Annotated in this window: 17 protein-coding genes; 8 read left to right on the top strand and 9 right to left on the bottom strand. The window is 44.3% G+C overall.

All coding sequences use genetic code 11. The annotated features are described in order from the left end of the window. Positions 1-45: 45 nt before the first annotated feature. Entirely contained in the window at positions 46-552 is a 507-nt protein-coding gene (gene rfaH / locus OCV20_RS04410) for a transcription/translation regulatory transformer protein RfaH (protein ID WP_048612174.1), read from the bottom strand. 502 nt (positions 553-1,054) lie between these two features. Here rfaH and OCV20_RS04405 point away from each other — a divergent pair. Next, positions 1,055-2,452, top strand: coding sequence for a peptide MFS transporter (locus OCV20_RS04405; RefSeq protein ID WP_086774634.1), 1,398 nt, complete (start codon positions 1,055-1,057; stop codon positions 2,450-2,452). Positions 2,453-2,578: 126 nt separating this feature from the next. On the opposite strand, the gene hemH is transcribed toward OCV20_RS04405, so the two are convergent. The 3 genes from hemH to htpG form a co-directional block, all read right to left on the bottom strand. Further along, positions 2,579-3,541: a ferrochelatase gene (hemH, locus tag OCV20_RS04400; protein ID WP_017063404.1), complete on the bottom strand. Its 963-nt coding sequence runs from the start codon at positions 3,539-3,541 to the stop codon at positions 2,579-2,581. Positions 3,542-3,818: 277 nt separating this feature from the next. After that, positions 3,819-4,463 (bottom strand): adenylate kinase, encoded by a 645-nt coding sequence (gene adk / locus OCV20_RS04395; RefSeq protein ID WP_048612175.1) that lies wholly within the window; start codon positions 4,461-4,463, stop codon positions 3,819-3,821. 388 nt (positions 4,464-4,851) lie between these two features. Continuing rightward, complete coding sequence (htpG, locus tag OCV20_RS04390) at positions 4,852-6,756, bottom strand: molecular chaperone HtpG (RefSeq protein ID WP_086774635.1); 1,905 nt, start codon at positions 6,754-6,756, stop codon at positions 4,852-4,854. Positions 6,757-7,026: 270 nt separating this feature from the next. Between htpG and OCV20_RS04385 the strand changes: the two genes are divergently transcribed. The 4 genes from OCV20_RS04385 (at position 7,027) to OCV20_RS04370 (ending at position 9,666) form a co-directional block, all read left to right on the top strand. Beyond that, positions 7,027-7,938: a transcriptional regulator gene (locus OCV20_RS04385; protein ID WP_050620947.1), complete on the top strand. Its 912-nt coding sequence runs from the start codon at positions 7,027-7,029 to the stop codon at positions 7,936-7,938. 1 nt (position 7,939) lies between these two features. Further along, positions 7,940-8,455: a regulatory protein ToxS gene (locus OCV20_RS04380; RefSeq protein WP_017066005.1), complete on the top strand. Its 516-nt coding sequence runs from the start codon at positions 7,940-7,942 to the stop codon at positions 8,453-8,455. 116 nt (positions 8,456-8,571) lie between these two features. After that, positions 8,572-9,327, top strand: coding sequence for a sulfite exporter TauE/SafE family protein (locus OCV20_RS04375; RefSeq protein WP_086774636.1), 756 nt, complete (start codon positions 8,572-8,574; stop codon positions 9,325-9,327). An 18-nt stretch (positions 9,328-9,345) separates the two neighbouring features. Beyond that, the gene (locus OCV20_RS04370; protein ID WP_050651628.1) at positions 9,346-9,666 is read left to right on the top strand and encodes an Rdx family protein; all 321 of its coding nucleotides are present in this window, start codon (positions 9,346-9,348) and stop codon (positions 9,664-9,666) included. Positions 9,667-9,690: 24 nt separating this feature from the next. Here OCV20_RS04370 and yfcE read toward each other — a convergent pair whose 3' ends face one another. Genes yfcE through OCV20_RS04345 form a run of 5 tightly spaced genes read right to left on the bottom strand, consistent with a single transcriptional unit; the run spans position 9,691 to position 12,553 of the window. Then, positions 9,691-10,236 carry a phosphodiesterase gene (gene yfcE, locus OCV20_RS04365; protein WP_017068995.1) on the bottom strand — a complete coding sequence of 182 codons (546 nt, stop codon included), beginning with the start codon at positions 10,234-10,236 and terminating at the stop codon, positions 9,691-9,693. Positions 10,237-10,283: 47 nt separating this feature from the next. Further along, positions 10,284-10,691, bottom strand: a complete 408-nt coding sequence (locus OCV20_RS04360; protein WP_086774637.1) for a CBS domain-containing protein — start codon at positions 10,689-10,691, stop codon at positions 10,284-10,286. Continuing rightward, a complete protein-coding gene (locus tag OCV20_RS04355) occupies positions 10,688-11,038 on the bottom strand; it encodes a P-II family nitrogen regulator (protein ID WP_017062207.1) in 351 nt (116 codons plus the stop codon). Before OCV20_RS04355 ends, OCV20_RS04360 begins: the two co-directional genes overlap by 4 nt. Continuing rightward, positions 11,028-11,822, bottom strand: a complete 795-nt coding sequence (locus OCV20_RS04350) for a DUF1538 domain-containing protein (protein ID WP_050620952.1) — start codon at positions 11,820-11,822, stop codon at positions 11,028-11,030. Before OCV20_RS04350 ends, OCV20_RS04355 begins: the two co-directional genes overlap by 11 nt. After that, positions 11,819-12,553: a DUF1538 domain-containing protein gene (locus OCV20_RS04345; RefSeq protein WP_019820230.1), complete on the bottom strand. Its 735-nt coding sequence runs from the start codon at positions 12,551-12,553 to the stop codon at positions 11,819-11,821. The genes OCV20_RS04350 and OCV20_RS04345 overlap by 4 nt, the downstream gene beginning before the upstream one ends. A gap of 289 nt (positions 12,554-12,842) precedes the next feature. Here OCV20_RS04345 and OCV20_RS04340 point away from each other — a divergent pair, with 289 nt between their 5' ends. From OCV20_RS04340 to OCV20_RS04330, 3 genes are all read left to right on the top strand, one after another. Continuing rightward, on the top strand, positions 12,843-13,757 hold the full coding sequence (locus tag OCV20_RS04340; protein ID WP_086774638.1) for a TIGR01777 family oxidoreductase: 915 nt from the start codon (positions 12,843-12,845) through the stop codon (positions 13,755-13,757). Positions 13,758-13,800: 43 nt separating this feature from the next. Further along, positions 13,801-14,616 carry an SDR family oxidoreductase gene (locus OCV20_RS04335; protein ID WP_086774639.1) on the top strand — a complete coding sequence of 272 codons (816 nt, stop codon included), beginning with the start codon at positions 13,801-13,803 and terminating at the stop codon, positions 14,614-14,616. 396 nt (positions 14,617-15,012) lie between these two features. Further along, positions 15,013-15,867 carry a co-chaperone YbbN gene (locus OCV20_RS04330; RefSeq protein ID WP_017061924.1) on the top strand — a complete coding sequence of 285 codons (855 nt, stop codon included), beginning with the start codon at positions 15,013-15,015 and terminating at the stop codon, positions 15,865-15,867. The last annotated feature ends 172 nt before the right edge of the window (positions 15,868-16,039 follow it).

The following is a 16,039-nucleotide window of genomic DNA, read 5'->3' as shown; positions in this document are numbered from 1 at the left end:
GCATTATGCGCCTTTTTGTTTTAAGCCTATTTTTTATTACTGCAGTTATGCGCGAGCTTGTAGTGCTTCGTTCTCAATACTGATTGGAACGACTTGGCTGATCATTTTCACCAGCATAATCGATCGAGCCTCACCGTCTTTCTGATCGAAAATAGCTTCAACCCCGGCAAACTGGCCACTCTGAATCTTGACTACCTGCCCAGATTCAAACTCAACACAACAATCTTCCACTTCGTTACTGCAGCACTTCTCAAACTCTTTGAGTTCAAACACCAAGTCTCCTTGGACCTCGTGCGGCCTCGCACCGAACTTAATAAAGTCCACGACGCCACGTGTTGAACGAACGGTCGTGAAGCTAGGGCCTTGCTCATAGTCGAAGCGAACAAAGATGTAAGATGGAAACAGCGGTTCTTTGACCTGCTTTTCTTTCCCTCTCACCACCTTTTTGACTTCTATTTGAGGGTAAAAGCACTCTACCCCTTGATTCTCTAAGTGCTGCTGGGCGCGTTTTTGATCACCACGCTTACAGTAAAGCAAATACCAACGTTTCATTTAACTAACCATTTTATATTTTTGGATATTTTACCACATGCCTAAAACGGTTGAATCGCCATTAATAAAATGAATCGTCGCGAACGAAAAATAATGCGTAGCAGACCAATTTATCAACAAAAAGTTATAGGTGTCGAAAGTGGTTAAGCATTGTACAGGGATAATTTAGAGATCAAAAGGCTCATTGTTGTAATCATATGTACGCCCCAATTAATGAGAATGTCATTCCATTTAAATTCAAAACGATACACCAGAGCAATACATCTAAACATCTTTATTCAACATGACTTTAAAGAAGGTTATTAACCAACCAGCTCAAATCTGGAAAATTAGTTTGCAGCACACTTAAAATGGGCAACATTAAAAGTAAAAGTCATTAATATCAACACTTTAGCCAAACCGAGTTATCGTGACCATAAAATACGTCTATTGCAGACTTTTATCCCACTGTGTATACATGAATGACTATAAAATCTTTTAATACCTAAAATTAGTAAAACTTATGCCAAGCAACCACAACATCTTTGGCCACCCTAGAGGCCTATTTCTACTTTTTAGCACAGAGCTATGGGAACGTTTCTCTTACTATGCGATGCGTGCCATCCTTGTCTTATTTTTGACTGACACTACCATCAACGGTGGACTGGGTTGGTCAACAAAAGACGCACTCGATCTCTACGGTATTTACACCGGCTTAGTCTACATCACACCATTAATTGGTGGCTGGATTGCCGATAACTACCTAGGTCAGCGTAAATCAATTCTGATTGGCGGTGTATTAATGGCACTTGGCCAATTTACACTGGCTCTACCTAACGGCTTCATCGGTTTAGACCAAGTGAACGCTCTGTACCTTGGTTTAGCACTGCTAATCAGTGGTAACGGTATGTTTAAGCCGAACATCTCAACCATGGTAGGTGACCTGTACCAAGAAGGCGATAACCGCCGTGACGGTGCTTTCACCATTTTCTACATGGGCATCAACTTAGGTGCGCTGCTTGGTGGCTTAATTTCAGGGGCTGCTGTCGATTCGTTCGGTTGGAAAGCAGGTTTCCTAGCCGCTGGTATTGGTATGGTTATTAGCTTGATCATGCAAGTGACAATGGCTCAGTCTTGGTTAGGCAACATCGGTTCTGTACCTGCTGCTGCTCGAGCGAAAGCACTGAACAAATCTAAAGAAAAAGCGCCACTGACCAAAGAAGAGTTCGACAGACTAAAAGTGATTCTTATCATGGGTCTGTTTGTGATTGTTTTCTGGGCGGGCTTTGAACAAGCTGGCGGCCTAATGAACATCTACACTCAACAATATACTGACCGTATGATTGGTGGCTTTGAAATTCCTGCTGCGTGGTTCCAATCTTTGAACCCATTCTTCATCATTACACTTGCTCCAATCATTGCTGCGTTCTGGGTGAAACTGGGTAAGCGTGAACCCAACTCTCCTGTTAAGTTTGCAATGGCATTGTTCTTCTTAGCACTTGGCTTTGTGTGCATGATGGGCGCGGTAATGGAGCAAGGCGGCGACCTAACAGTGAAAACATCAATGCTATGGCTAGTCGGTGCTTTCTTCTTCCATACCCTTGGTGAGCTTTGTCTATCTCCTATTGGCCTGTCGTTGGTCACTAAGTTAGCTCCGCTTCGCCTAGCATCATTGATGATGGGTGCATGGTTTGGCTTCAATGCGGTGGCAAACTACGTGGCGGGCCTGGTTGGTTCTCACGTTGGTGAGCTTGGTGCTATGTCTATCTTCAGTGGTATTGCTATCACAGCAACGGTGAGTGGCATATTACTGCTGCTTTGTGCTGGTAAGCTTGTGTCATGGATGCATGGCGTAGAAACCAACATGACGCTTGAAGCAGAGCCTAAAGCTAAGCAAGCAACAGAGACATCTGTGGCTTAACTCTCAAGCTGTTTCAAAACGAAATATCCTGATCAAAAAGGGCTGCTCAATGAGCAGCCCTTTTGTTATTTGTATTATGCATCTTACGACGGTTAGCGATAAGCCATAATCAAGGCTCAGCAGCTGTTAGCGATATAGAGCGACTAACTCTGCCATCATATCGATATGCGAGTCTCTGTCGTTCAGACACATAATGTAGCTAAAGTCTGAACCACCAGCATCAATGAACGTCTCTTTACACTGGTCTGAAATCTCTTCCAGCGTTTCCAAACAGTCAACCGAAAAGGCAGGTGCCATGATATCGATCTTCTTGATGCCTTTGCTTGGCAGTGATTCAAGTGTCTCGTCAGTGTATGGCTTCAACCACTCTTCTCGACCAAATCGCGATTGGTAGGTCATGGTGATATCGTCTGCTGATAAACCTAGCTCTGCCGCAAGCAGTTTTGTTGTCGCTTCACAATGCTGAGGGTAGATATCGCCTTCATCAGCCAGTCGCTTAGGAATACCGTGGAAAGAACACACTAAATGATCGGCTCTGCCATTTTTATCCCAATGGCTGCGAACGCTTTCAGCCAATGCTTTTGCATAGCTTGGGTGCGCGTAGTAGTCACGAATAAAGCGATAGCTCGGGATGACCGGCATCTGTTTAAAGGCTTTGGTTAAACCATCAGAAACCGCCGCTGTGGTTGTGCCAGAGTACTGAGGATATAAAGGCAGTACGATGATGTCCTCAACGCCCTGCTCCATCAGTTGCTCAACACCTGTCTTTAGGCTTGGGTTACCATAAGTCATACCCAGTGCAACAGGCATCTCTAGTTTCTTCTGGAGTTTTTCAGCTTGTCTTTGAGAGTACACAAGCAGTGGTGAGCCTTCATCCATCCAAACAGACTGATACAGCTTAGCAACTTTAGGCGAGCGAATCGGTAAAATCACGCCATGTAATATAGGACACCAAAGCCAACGTGTTAGGTTTACAACTCGCTTGTCGTGTAAGAATTCACTCAAAAATCGACGAACGCCAGCTGGGGTCGCCGAGTCTGGTGTTCCTAAGTTCACCAGTAAAACGCCCTGCTTTTTATTATTTTCCATAGATACCTGAGACCAATATGTGATTTTCTGGAAAGTAATATACTAATCTGCATAAGTTTAAGATCATTGCGCCTCAATGAAAGTCTGAATAATCATTCTTCATATGAGATACACAACATCCACTCTCAATTGCTAGCCACTACCATCGGGCCTGAACCGTTCTGAATCATGTGCAATCAAATTATCTAGATTGGTATCGTACTAAAAATTGAAACAAAAAAAGCGACCCTTAAGGTCGCTTCCAATATATCAAATTCTAAAACTGGCTGTTAGCCAATTATGCTAGTGCTTTCTCAAGTTCTGCACTAACTTCAGCAACTTGCTTAGTACCGTCAAACTTAAGGTACTGAGTGTTGCCTGCTTCAGCTTCTTTACCGTAGTAAGAGATAAGCGGAGCTGTTTGATCGTGGTATACACCTAGACGTGCACGAACGGTTTCTTCTTTGTCGTCATCACGTACAACTAGGTCTTCACCAGTTACGTCATCTTTACCTTCTTCTTTAGGTGGGTTGTACACATTGTGGTATGTACGACCAGAAGGAAGGTGAGCACGACGACCAGCCATACGCTCAACAATCACATCGTCAGCTACGTCGAATTCAACAACGTAATCAACAGCGATGCCCATTTCTTTTAGGCCATCAGCTTGTGGGATTGTGCGTGGGAAACCGTCTAGTAGGAAACCTTTCTCACAGTCATCTTGAGCGATACGCTCTTTGATAAGACCAAGGATAATTTCATCAGAAACTAGCTGACCAGCGTCGATTACTGACTTTGCTTGCTTACCAAGCTCAGTACCCGCTTTGATAGCAGCACGTAGCATGTCACCAGTTGAAATTTGAGGGATACCAAATTTGTTCATGATGAAGTTAGCTTGAGTACCTTTACCCGCGCCAGGAGCACCTAGAAGAATGATGCGCATGTTTAATCCTCTTATAAAATTATGATTTATACCGAAGCTCACTATCCCTCCATTCTGGCTCATTTTTAGGATGAACAGAAAGCGTTAAGTAACCATTGAGGCTAAGCAAAACTGTGAACAGAAGCAAAACGGTAAGTTTCGGTATAACGTTTAAAAATCATACAACTGGAGATAGTCGCTTCTTAGCCCCAGCTGATTAGGTCGAGCATTCTATCACATTAATATTCAATTTGGCTGAATTTACGACTAAAGAATGCATCGACAACATTTGTTGTGACGATAACGGTGACGTTGACCACGTTAGGTCAATTTTCAACGACGTTCATAAAAAAAGCCCGCATTTGCGAGCTTTTTATTACAATTGTTGGCTTAACCTAAAGTCGAAAGACTAACGCTTTGTTAGTAGCTCGTTGATTGCACCCAAGAATTGTGACGGATCTTCCATTGAGCCTTTCTCAGCTAGCATAGCTTGGCCAAGGAGTAACTCAACCCAACGGCCGAATGCTTGCTCATCAGCTTCATCAGCCATCTGTTTCACAAGTGCGTGCTCAGGGTTAATCTCAAAGATGTACTTAACTTCCGGTGCCGCTTGACCCGCAGCTTCAAGAAGCTTCGCCATTTGCGTGCCCATTTCGAAGTCGTCAGTTACGACAACCGCAGGTGTTGTTGCTAGCTTAAAGGTCGTACGAACTTCTTTAACACGACCACCTAGGTAAGATTGAGTACGCTCAACAACAGATTTGAACTCTTCTTCTGTCTCTTTTTGCTTCTCTTTCTCTTCTTCACCTTCAAACTTGCTTAGATCTAAGCCCGCTTTAGTGATCGATTGGAACTGTTTACCGTCAAAGTCAGTCAGGTAGTTCATTACGTATTCATCAATACGATCGTACATTAGAACCACTTCAATACCTTTAGCTTTGAACTGCTCCAAGTGTGGGCTGTTCTTAGCGGCAGCGTAGCTATCTGCTGTTAGGTAGTAAATCTTATCTTGGCCTTCTTTCATGCGCTCAACGTAAGATTCTAGGCTGATGGTTTGTTCAGCAGAATCCACTTCCGTTGACGAGAAACGAAGTAGACCAGCGATCTTCTCTTTGTTCGCCATGTCTTCAGCTGGGCCTTCCTTCAATACTAGGCCGAACTCTTTCCAAAACTCTAGGTACTTGTCATTGTCATTCTTTGCCATGCGCTCAAGCATAGTCAGTACACGCTTGGTACATGCGCCACGAAGAGACTGAGTTACCTTGTTGTCTTGCAGGATTTCACGAGACACGTTCAATGGCAGATCGTTTGAGTCAATCAGACCGCGAACGAAACGCATGTAAGATGGCATGAACTGTTCTGCGTCATCCATGATAAATACACGCTGCACATAAAGCTTCAAGCCGCTCTTGTGGTCACGGTTCATCATATCCCAAGGTGCTTTCGCTGGGATGTAAAGCAAGCTTGTGTAGTCGTTCTTACCTTCAACCTTGTTGTGGCTCCAGGTTAGTGGATCAGCAAAGTCGTGAGATACATGTTTGTAAAACTCTTGGTACTCTTCTTTCTCAATATCAGACTTGTTACGAGTCCAAAGCGCTTGCGCCTTGTTGATCTGTTCCCAATGTTTCTCTTCGGTGTCTTTACCTTCGTCATCTTTCACTGCTGTGAAGATAGAAACAGGAATGCCGATGTGGTCAGAATATTTACCAATCACTTCACGCAGACGCCACTCATTTAAGAACTCTTTACCGTCTTCACGCATATGAAGAATAATGTCAGTACCACGAGACTCTTTAGTGATGTCTTCGATTGTGTAATCGCCTTCACCTGCAGAGTGCCACTGAACAGCTTCATTGTTCGGCAGGCCAGCTGCACGTGTGCGAACCGTTACCGCATCTGCAACGATGAATGCAGAATAGAAACCCACACCAAATTGACCAATCAGTTGAGAATCTTTGCTTTGGTCTTCAGACAGCTTTGAGAAAAAGTCTGCAGTGCCTGACTTAGCAATTGTACCTAAATGCTCAATAACGTTGTCGCGGTTCATGCCGATACCGTTATCAGAAATGGTTAACGTGTTTGCTTCCGCGTTGAATGAAAGTTTTACACCTAGATCTGCATCACCTTGGTAAAGGTCACCGTTCGATAGAGCTTGAAAACGAAGCTTATCAGCCGCGTCAGATGCGTTAGAGATCAGCTCACGTAGAAAGATTTCTTTATTTGAATACAGTGAGTGAATCATTAGATGAAGTAGTTGTTTTACTTCAGATTGAAAGCCACGAGTCTCTTTATTTTGCGTTGCCGTTTCGCTCATTTTTACTCCAAAACATCTATACTTTATGTTGAATAATCATAGGGGCGTAACACTTGATGCCACTCTTCTGTTCATTAACATGAGGATGACAAATGTAAATTCAAGGTCAAAAATCATAAAAACACTGTTTTTTTGATCTGTTTTTATTATCCTTGAGTCTGATAAATATAAAAGAACATAAAAGAAGCCATGATTTGGTGAAGAATTAACGGAACTTCACCTGAGATTTGTCTATTTCGCACCCAAAACAACCCAAAATAGAAGAATTCAATGAGCAATATCGGCACAAAGTTTATTCTCGCACAGCGGTTCGTATTCGACCCAAACAGCAATTCACTTGTTGATCAAATGAGCGACGGTGAAGTCGTACGTCTTGGTAGCAATGAAAGCCGCATTCTCCTAATGCTGTCAGAAAGACCCAATGAAGTTATCACTCGCAATGAGTTGCACGAGTATGTTTGGCGAGACCAAGGCTTTGAGGTGGATGACTCAAGCTTGACGCAAGCCGTATCGACGCTGAGAAAAATGCTCAAAGACTCGACTAAATCTCCTGAATTCGTAAAGACAGTACCTAAGCGCGGCTACCAATTTATTGCGACCGTTGAGCGCTCTGCCCCACTATCATCAAATGATCAGCCAGTAGCCGCTGAAATTGCAGAAAATGACGTAGAGCCTATCCTAACGTTTGCAACGCCTGCAGCGACTGAAGATGCGATCACTGAAACGGTTGAACCTGAGCCAATTGCAAAAGTTCAAGAGAACAAGGTAGAAGTAGAACCAGCAACAGCTCCTGTTGTGGCTCCGACTAAAAGCACCAATAAATGGCTAACATTTTGGTTGCTGCTTGCCGCTTTCATCATGCCGATTCTCGTTTTAACGTTTACCAACCCGGCAGAGTCCGAGTTCAAAACATTGGCTGAAGTCGATGGCGTAAAGGTTCAATCACCGGTTAACCACCCAGACCTCAGCAGTTGGCTACCAGCGATAGAAAAGTGTGTATTACGTTACAACACGAATCACACTGGCATGCTAAAGCCGACTGAAGTGATCGCGACAGGTGGACAAACCAATAACCTAGCCCTCAACTACATTCACCCGCAAGATTACTCGAGCGAAAATGTAACTCTAAGAATTTACGCAAATCAGTCGGATCTAAACGACATTTGTAACGGTGGTCAGTAACATGAAATTAAAAGTATCGATTATTTTACTGGTTCTATCTGCATTCTTGAGTGGTTGGTTATATTGGGGCAGCGATGCAAAAGTAGAGCGCTTGCTCACTCAGCATGAGTGGCAGTCGAAAATGGTGACGCTGATTAGCGATAACAAGCAAGCTGACTCAATCGGCCCGCTTCGTAGAGTTGAACTATCATCGAATGCGAAATACCTACCAAATGGTACATATTTAAGAATGTCAGTGGTGAGACTTTACGGTAATCAAACTGAGCCTGCGAATGTCATCAACATCTCTGAAACGGGTCAGTGGGATATTAACGATAACTACTTACTGGTTTCGCCAACGGAGTTTAAAGATGTGACTTCGGCTCAGCGCCAAGACTTTTCAGAAGAACAGCTAGAGCTGATCACTCAAGTCATTAAGATGGACGCAGAGCAAAGCCGCCGCATAGACATCGTTAACCCGAAGGCACTGCTACTGACTAGCTTAAATCATGGTTCTACCGTATTGTTTTCAAACTAAGATTGGATCGCTATTTACTGTTTATGAATAGCTGAATACTATGAAACGGAAAACCAATAGAAAAAGGGGCATGAAGCCCCTTTTTGTTATCTGAAGCTAACAAATACGAAGACTCTATGGATTGGATAAACTCGCTAGCTCTGTTCTTTGGCTCTTTAATCGCCAATACCTTAGCCTCCTTATCGGGTGGCGGAGCAGGACTCCTGCAATTCCCACTGCTTATATTTCTTGGCTTACCCTTTTCCGTTGCTTTAGCCACTCACAAAGTCGCCAGTGTCGCATTAGGTTTGGGCGCCGCGTATACCCACATTAAAGGCGGTACTCTGAATTGGAAGCTTTGCTGCTACTTGATTGTTGTCGGCAGCATCGGCGTGGTCATTGGCGCGAATATTGTGCTACTGATTCCCGACAATATTGCTCAGAAACTGCTTGGGGCAATGATCTTGGCGTTAGGTGTCTACTCTCGTCTAAAGAAGCAACTAGGCCAAGAGGAACACCTGAAAAACCGCAATACCAAAGGGTGGATCATAGGTGGCTTTGGTCTGGCACTGATCGGCGTTATTAACGGCTCACTTACCGCAGGTTCAGGGCTATTGGTGACCTTGTTTCTCGTTCGGTGGTTTGGCTTCACATACAAACAGGCGGTTGCACTCACCATGATATGCGTGGGTTTGTTCTGGAATGGTATTGGTGGGTTCGCCATCGTTCAAGCAGGAGCCCCCGTCTACTGGTTATGGCTACCAATATTGTTGGCAAGTTCATTTTTAGGTGGCAGTTTAGGAGCCTATCTAGCCAACCGTTCAAGTAATCAGCTCGTCAAAACCGCTTTTGAAATATTGACGTTTGCCGTTGGCATTAAACTACTGATATAGAATTTAAAAGGATTAACTATGAAGACGGAACAACCCAATCTAGCGCCAGCGAAAGAAACAACAGCAAAAGCCACAATCGCCATACACTATTGCCGTCAATGCAACTGGATGCTTCGCTCTAGTTGGTTATGCCAAGAGCTACTGCATACCTTCAGCGAAGAAGTTGAACAAGTGAGCTTACACCCAGACACCGGAGGCAGGTTCGAAATCTTTTGTAATGGTGTGCAGATTTGGGAAAGAAAAGCAGATAACGGTTTTCCAGAGGCGAAAGTTCTGAAGCAAAGAGTGCGAAACATCATTGCTCCAGACAGAGATCTCGGCCACGTAGACTCAAAATAAGCCTTTCACAGCCGATCCAATGATTTAAAGCTGACCACTCACGAGAACATCACCTTCAAGGCTAATGACTTTGAAGGTATTGTTTTCATAGATGCCATAGCTCGCCGCGTGTCCCTCTCGTGGGAATGTCACCGAGCTAGGATTAAAGATAAAGATGTCATCTTGGTATTCGGCGACAGGAATATGGGTATGACCGTGTGCAATGATATCGCCCGCCTTCAGCGCAGGGCGTTTATTGGTGTTGTACAAATGGCCATGCGTTAGGAAGATACGTTGACCTGATTCTAATAGCACCCACGAGTAATCCATCATCATTGGAAAAGACAACAGCATCTGATCCACTTCGCTATCGCAGTTACCGCGAACGGCAATGATCTCTTGAGAAAACGCATTCAACTTATCTGCAACCGCCGGCGGATTGTATCCTTCTGGGATCGGATTTCTTGGTCCATGATTCAGAATGTCACCCAATAGAACTAAATATTGCGCACCAGACGCTTGGTAGAGTTCTAATACCTTTTCTGTTGCTGGCAGCGAACCGTGTAGGTCTGAAGCAAAAAATAATTTCACACGTACTTCTCCATAAAATTTATGAGCCTATTGTACGTATCTAAATGCTACACGTCATCTCTCACCATACCGTTGATCACGATATTATTGTAACTAACCATACCGACTATCTTGTTATCACGAACTACTGGCGCACGACTGATACCAAAGCGTTCAAACAGGCGAGCACAATACTTTACGTTCATCTCTGCAGACACGCTTAGCGCAGGCTTGGTCATGATCTCATAAACATTGGTTCGCTTTGGAGATCGGTTCTTAGCCAGTACTTTCTTGGCAATGTCATTCATCAATACGATGCCGTATTCGTCATCTTCGTGGCGCTTATCGACAATAATTGCTTTCACCTTATGCTTCTTCGCCGTCTCTATCGCTTCTAACACAGTGGTTAGCCCATCGATAATCACGTACGTATTGGCCATGACATCACCTACTCGGATTTTTTCACTGGTACTCATAACTCATCCTCCACAACCTTAGTTAATGTCTCGACTTGATGCGCAACCCCGACTGCGTCTTCGATATCGATCTGCACCGCTATACCTTGTCCTGACTCTTGGTCAAACTCACCGACTTCGCCAATAGTTTCGAGAATATGCCGAGCTAAGTGTTCCTCAACCACAAACAGCAACACATCTTTTTGCACCTCTAACGTTAAGCCGAAGAAGGTGGTTTTTTGGTTTAAGCCTTGCCCTCTGGCGTTGTTAATCACCGTTGCTCCAGTCGCGCCCGCATCACGCGCGGCATCCAGCACAGTGTCGGTCTTACTCTCTTCTACAAACGCTAAGATAAGTTTAAAGCGCATCTTTGCTCTCCTTAGAGGTGTGTAAACGGTTTAACCATTGTGTTATTTGGGCATAGCCCATCACTGAAATGATGGGAAATAAACTGGCAAAGGCGATCAATCCAAAGCCATCAATGACAGGATTTCTTCCTGGTACGGTTGAAGCGAGCCCAAGCCCGAGCGCTGTCACTAAGGGGACGGTCACCGTTGATGTGGTTACGCCACCCGAGTCGTAGGCCAATGGAATAATGAGTTTTGGGGCGTAAAAGGTTTGAATGACCACAACGACATAACCAAAAATGATGTAGTAATGGATCGGGTCACCCGCAACGATACGGTAGCTACCCAGTGAGATACCGATAGCAACGCCCAATGCCACGGCGATCCTCAGCCCATTGACGCTAATACTGCCACCGGAAACTTGGTTTGCCTTAATCGCTACAGCAATCAAAGAGGGCTCGGCTATCGTGGTGCTGAAACCAATGCAAAACGCGAAAAGATAAACCCAATAATAATCAAACCAAGCCAAAGCAAGACCAGAACTGATCTTAAACTCAGTCAAAAAGCTTGGTTCGGTGAGTTGCATTGCCATCGTCTCCCCCAAAGGAAACAACGCGAGTTCCAACCCCATCAAAAAGAGTGATAAGCCAAGAATGACGTAGAAGAAACCGATGAGCACTTTGGCTAGGTTATTGACTGGCTTTCGTAATACCGCCAACTGAAAACCGAAGATGATGACCGCAATCGGGATCACATCCATCACAGTGCCGAGAAAGGTGTCGATAAATTGTTGAGCACTGATCATGTCACCACCATCCCGTACACCATGACAAACATCATCGGCAGCAACGAAGCAAACGCGATCAACCCAAAACCATCTATCATCGGATTGCGTCCTTTAATTGCCGAGGCTAAACCCACCCCTAACGCAGTTACTAACGGGACGGTGATCGTCGATGTCGTTACTCCGCCAGAGTCATACGCAATTCCAATGATGTTTTCCGGAGCAAATGCCGTGAGCACCACCACTCCAATATATCCACCGATGATCATGTACTGGATTGGCCAGCCTTTTAAGATTCTCAGCACACCGAGTAAAATAGCGATACCGACTGACAGTGCCACAGTAAAGCGCAGGCCATCGGCATACTGCTCCATTTCATCTAACGTATTGGGGATTACACCTCCCTCAGCTGCCACTTCTGCGGCTTCGGCAGCGACTGCGGTTAACGCTGGCTCGGCTATGGTGGTACCGAACCCCAAACAAAAGGCGAAGATCAATAACCAGAACACACTCCCCTTTCTGGCAAATGCTTGAGCCATCGATTCGCCAATTGGAAACAGCCCCATTTCAAGGCCAAAAATAAAGAAAGTGAGTCCAAAAACGACGAGCACTAAGCCAGTCAGAATAGATAAAAGATGAGGAAGTGGCTCTTGTAAGACAGCAAGCTGGAAGAAAGCGATTACCGCTACGATTGGCAATAGATCCCTCAGGCTACCTAACATGGATCGAAACAAAGCAAGCACCGCCGTCATCGCAATTCCTTGTCGCTGGTTATGAATTAATAATAATCATGGCAAATCCTTATCATTGCTTATGTGACAAATATTACGCAGTTGGTAACATATCCGAGTAAAGTGCATAAGTGTGATAACGATACACATCCTGACTTGATGAATTTAATTTCATTCCTTTGTAAATTGAAAAAGGCGTAATTTGGGCATCACACGATTGAAACCTTATGATCGTTATAGTGATTTTTTCGTATTGATTGGCGACTAAAAACAAGCCATGTCTATAATTATGTTTAATAGGGAGATTGGTATGAAGATATTGTTAACGGGTGGTACTGGATTTATTGGCTCTGAATTGGTCAAGAGTTGGAACACTGACGACGTGACATTGCTGACGCGGAGTCCTGAAAATGCGAAGCAAAACCTAAATCACCTCAACCAGAACAACCTTCATTACATTCAATCCCTTGATGAGCTCAGTGATCTCAATGAATTTGATGTGGTGGTCAACCTCGCGGGTGAACCGATTGCCGATAAGCGTTGGAGTACAGAGCAAAAAGAGAGGATCTGTAACAGCCGCTGGCACATCACTGAAAAGCTGGTCGAATTAATTCATGCCAGTAGCAACCCGCCACACGCTTTTATTAGCGGTTCAGCCGTGGGTTACTATGGCGATCAACAGCAGCATCCCTTTGACGAGTCACTGCAAGTAGAAGATGAAAGCTTTCCTCATAAAGTCTGTGCCCACTGGGAAGAGATAGCCAAGCGAGCACAATCAGAAAGCACACGCGTGATACTACTGCGAACAGGGGTTGTACTCGGTGAGAATGGCGGCGCACTCAAGAAGATGTTATTGCCCTATAAACTCGGCGTCGGTGGCCCACTAGGTTCAGGTGAGCAGTACATGCCATGGATTCACATTCTCGATATGGTGAGAGCCATCAACCACTTATTGTCTATCCCTCACGCTCAAGGGGAATTCAATATGTGTGCCCCTCACCCTGTGACCAACAAACTGTTCAGCAGCACGTTAGCGAAACAATTAGGCAGACCGCATTTCTTATTCACGCCAAAATGGGCAATGTCGATTCTAATGGGGGAATCATCTTGCTTGCTATTTGACAGCATTCGCTCCAAGCCGAAGAAACTCACTGAGATGGGGTTCATCTTTAGTTACTCAAGAATCGAGCCAGCACTAAAAAACTTGTTACAACATCAAGACTAATTCTTTACCCTAGAGCGATAGAGACTCTAATAAAGGATTAAGTGTGAACAAGTCGATTCTTATTACCGGTTGCTCAACAGGTATTGGCTATACATGTGCTCATGCACTTCAAAAGCGTGGTTTTCATGTCATTGCATCTTGTCGTGATCCACAAGATGTTCAACGCCTTCAAGATGAAGGCCTCACCTGTATTCAATTAGACCTTTCCAACCAAGAAAGTATTGAGCATGGCGCCAAGCTTGCTATTGATCTCGCACCTAATGGATTGTATGGATTATTCAATAACGGTGCTTACGGTCAAGCAGGTGCGCTAGAAGACTTACCAACCCAAGGACTCAGAGAACAATTCGAAACTAACTTCTTTGGTTGGCATCATCTCGTCTGTCAGATCCTTCCGCACATGCGCGAGCGTGGCGAAGGTCGAATCGTACAAAACAGTTCCGTATTAGGTTTTGCAGCCATGAAGTATCGTGGTGCTTATAATGCTTCTAAATTCGCGATTGAGGGTTGGACGGATACCTTACGATTAGAACTGCATGGCAGCGGTATACAGATCTCATTACTGCAACCAGGGCCAATTGAGACTCAATTTAGAACTAATGCCCTGAAAGCGTTCAATAAATGGATCAACATTTCTGGCAGCGCTTACCAACAACAAAAAGATCGACTCGCAAAAGAATCATCGAATAATGCTTTTGTTCTACCTCCAGAAAGTTGTATTGAGCCGGTATTCCATGCTCTCACCGCCGACAAGCCCAAGCTAAGATACCGAGTTACAACCCCGACTAAAGTGTTCGCGGTATTGAAAAGGATCCTACCGAGTCGCTTGCTAGACCCTATTTTGAGAAAAGCTGCATAAATTACTAACTTTGAATGCAGAGTCGCAAACTTTAATGTAACGATGTAATTTTTCCGTAACAATAAGATGTCATGATTATCCTATCCCATCAATTACTCCCAATTGATGGTTCTACTCTGGAAATCTCATGACTTTAAACCGCCTTAATTGGGTAGGTGTGGGTCTGGCTATTACGTTGTTTATTCTGTTTTGAGTATCTCACGCAACGCCTCACTGACTACCTCGATGATAACGCTATGCCTTCCATGTTGAGATAACAATTCTATCAGCATCGAAGCATAGCGTTTTTCTATTTTTGGTTCTTTTTATCAGAGATAACCGAGTTAGATCTTGAAGTTACCGACTAATCCCCCCATATTTGCAACGTATCCACAAAACAAACCTCAAGGAACGTAAATGCAATCTCCGCATATTGTTGAACTTAATGAGCAGAACTTTCGTCAAGTATTAGAAGGTTCGATGCAGACCCCTGTACTCATCCATTTTTGGGCACCAATGAGCCAAGAGAGCGCCCAAGTCATTCCTGAACTTCAAACTTTAACTCAGCAATACAACGGTGCCTTCACCTTAGCCCTGCTCAATTGCGAACAAGAGCAAGCTATTGCTAGCCAGTTTGGTGTTCAAGCACTGCCTACTATTGCACTGTTTGTTAACGGTCAGCCAGTCGATGGGCTCGGTGGCCCTCAAAGCATAGAAGCTATCGTCGATATGCTAAGCAAGCACCTTCCTAGCCAAGATGAACTTGCTTTACGCCAAGCGCTTGAGCAAATGCAAGCTGGCGAGCACACACAGGCACTAGCAGCAATGCAGCAACTACCAGCAGAGCTGACGAATAAAGGTGAAGTAAAACTGGCGATCGCAGAGTGTTTGTTAGAAACGCAACAATTTGACCTTGCTGAAACTCAGCTAGCAACTATCCCTCTTGAGTACCAAGACAACTACTACAAAGGCTTAGTTGCAAAGCTTGAACTTCATAAACAAGCAGCAGACAGCCCTGAAATACAAGCATTAGAAGCCGCTCTTCAGCAAAATCCGAGCGACGCTAAAACAGCATCTGAATTAGCATTGCAATATCACCAAGTGAACCGCAGTGAAGAAGCTATGGATCTATTATGGTCTTTCCTAGCCAAAGATCTTAATGCTCTCGATGGTGACATGAAGAAAGAGTTCATGGACATTTTGAGTGCGCTTGGACAAGGTAACCCAGTTGCCAGTAAGTACCGTCGACAACTGTACTCTCTGCTTTACTAGTTAAACCTAAAAAGCGGTAGATTAAACATCGAAAATTGACCATTCAATCAATTAGTTTATCGAATAACAGAATGTAAAATGGGCCATAAAATCAATATTTTATGGCCCATTTCTCGTTTATAAATTTGCTCAGAATTTAAATATGAGCCAGTATCAATACTGAACTATCAAA

The sequence above is a fragment of the Vibrio coralliirubri genome (assembly GCF_024347375.1).
In the GTDB taxonomy this organism is placed as follows: Bacteria; Pseudomonadota; Gammaproteobacteria; order Enterobacterales; family Vibrionaceae; genus Vibrio; species Vibrio coralliirubri.
This window is presented reverse-complemented; position numbering and strand designations above follow the sequence as displayed.

Excerpts from the sequence above, each read along its gene's own strand:
- rfaH (WP_048612174.1), bottom strand. The coding sequence starts at position 552 with ATGAAACGTTGGTATTTGCTTTACTGTAAGCGTGGTGATCAAAAACGC.
- OCV20_RS04405 (WP_086774634.1), top strand. The coding sequence starts at position 1,055 with ATGCCAAGCAACCACAACATCTTTGGCCACCCTAGAGGCCTATTTCTA.
- hemH (WP_017063404.1), bottom strand. The coding sequence starts at position 3,541 with ATGGAAAATAATAAAAAGCAGGGCGTTTTACTGGTGAACTTAGGAACA.
- adk (WP_048612175.1), bottom strand. The coding sequence starts at position 4,463 with ATGCGCATCATTCTTCTAGGTGCTCCTGGCGCGGGTAAAGGTACTCAA.
- htpG (WP_086774635.1), bottom strand. The coding sequence starts at position 6,756 with ATGAGCGAAACGGCAACGCAAAATAAAGAGACTCGTGGCTTTCAATCT.
- OCV20_RS04385 (WP_050620947.1), top strand. The coding sequence starts at position 7,027 with ATGAGCAATATCGGCACAAAGTTTATTCTCGCACAGCGGTTCGTATTC.
- OCV20_RS04380 (WP_017066005.1), top strand. The coding sequence starts at position 7,940 with ATGAAATTAAAAGTATCGATTATTTTACTGGTTCTATCTGCATTCTTG.
- OCV20_RS04375 (WP_086774636.1), top strand. The coding sequence starts at position 8,572 with ATGGATTGGATAAACTCGCTAGCTCTGTTCTTTGGCTCTTTAATCGCC.
- OCV20_RS04370 (WP_050651628.1), top strand. The coding sequence starts at position 9,346 with ATGAAGACGGAACAACCCAATCTAGCGCCAGCGAAAGAAACAACAGCA.
- OCV20_RS04360 (WP_086774637.1), bottom strand. The coding sequence starts at position 10,691 with ATGAGTACCAGTGAAAAAATCCGAGTAGGTGATGTCATGGCCAATACG.
- OCV20_RS04355 (WP_017062207.1), bottom strand. The coding sequence starts at position 11,038 with ATGCGCTTTAAACTTATCTTAGCGTTTGTAGAAGAGAGTAAGACCGAC.
- OCV20_RS04350 (WP_050620952.1), bottom strand. The coding sequence starts at position 11,822 with ATGATCAGTGCTCAACAATTTATCGACACCTTTCTCGGCACTGTGATG.
- OCV20_RS04345 (WP_019820230.1), bottom strand. The coding sequence starts at position 12,553 with ATGACGGCGGTGCTTGCTTTGTTTCGATCCATGTTAGGTAGCCTGAGG.
- OCV20_RS04340 (WP_086774638.1), top strand. The coding sequence starts at position 12,843 with ATGAAGATATTGTTAACGGGTGGTACTGGATTTATTGGCTCTGAATTG.
- OCV20_RS04330 (WP_017061924.1), top strand. The coding sequence starts at position 15,013 with ATGCAATCTCCGCATATTGTTGAACTTAATGAGCAGAACTTTCGTCAA.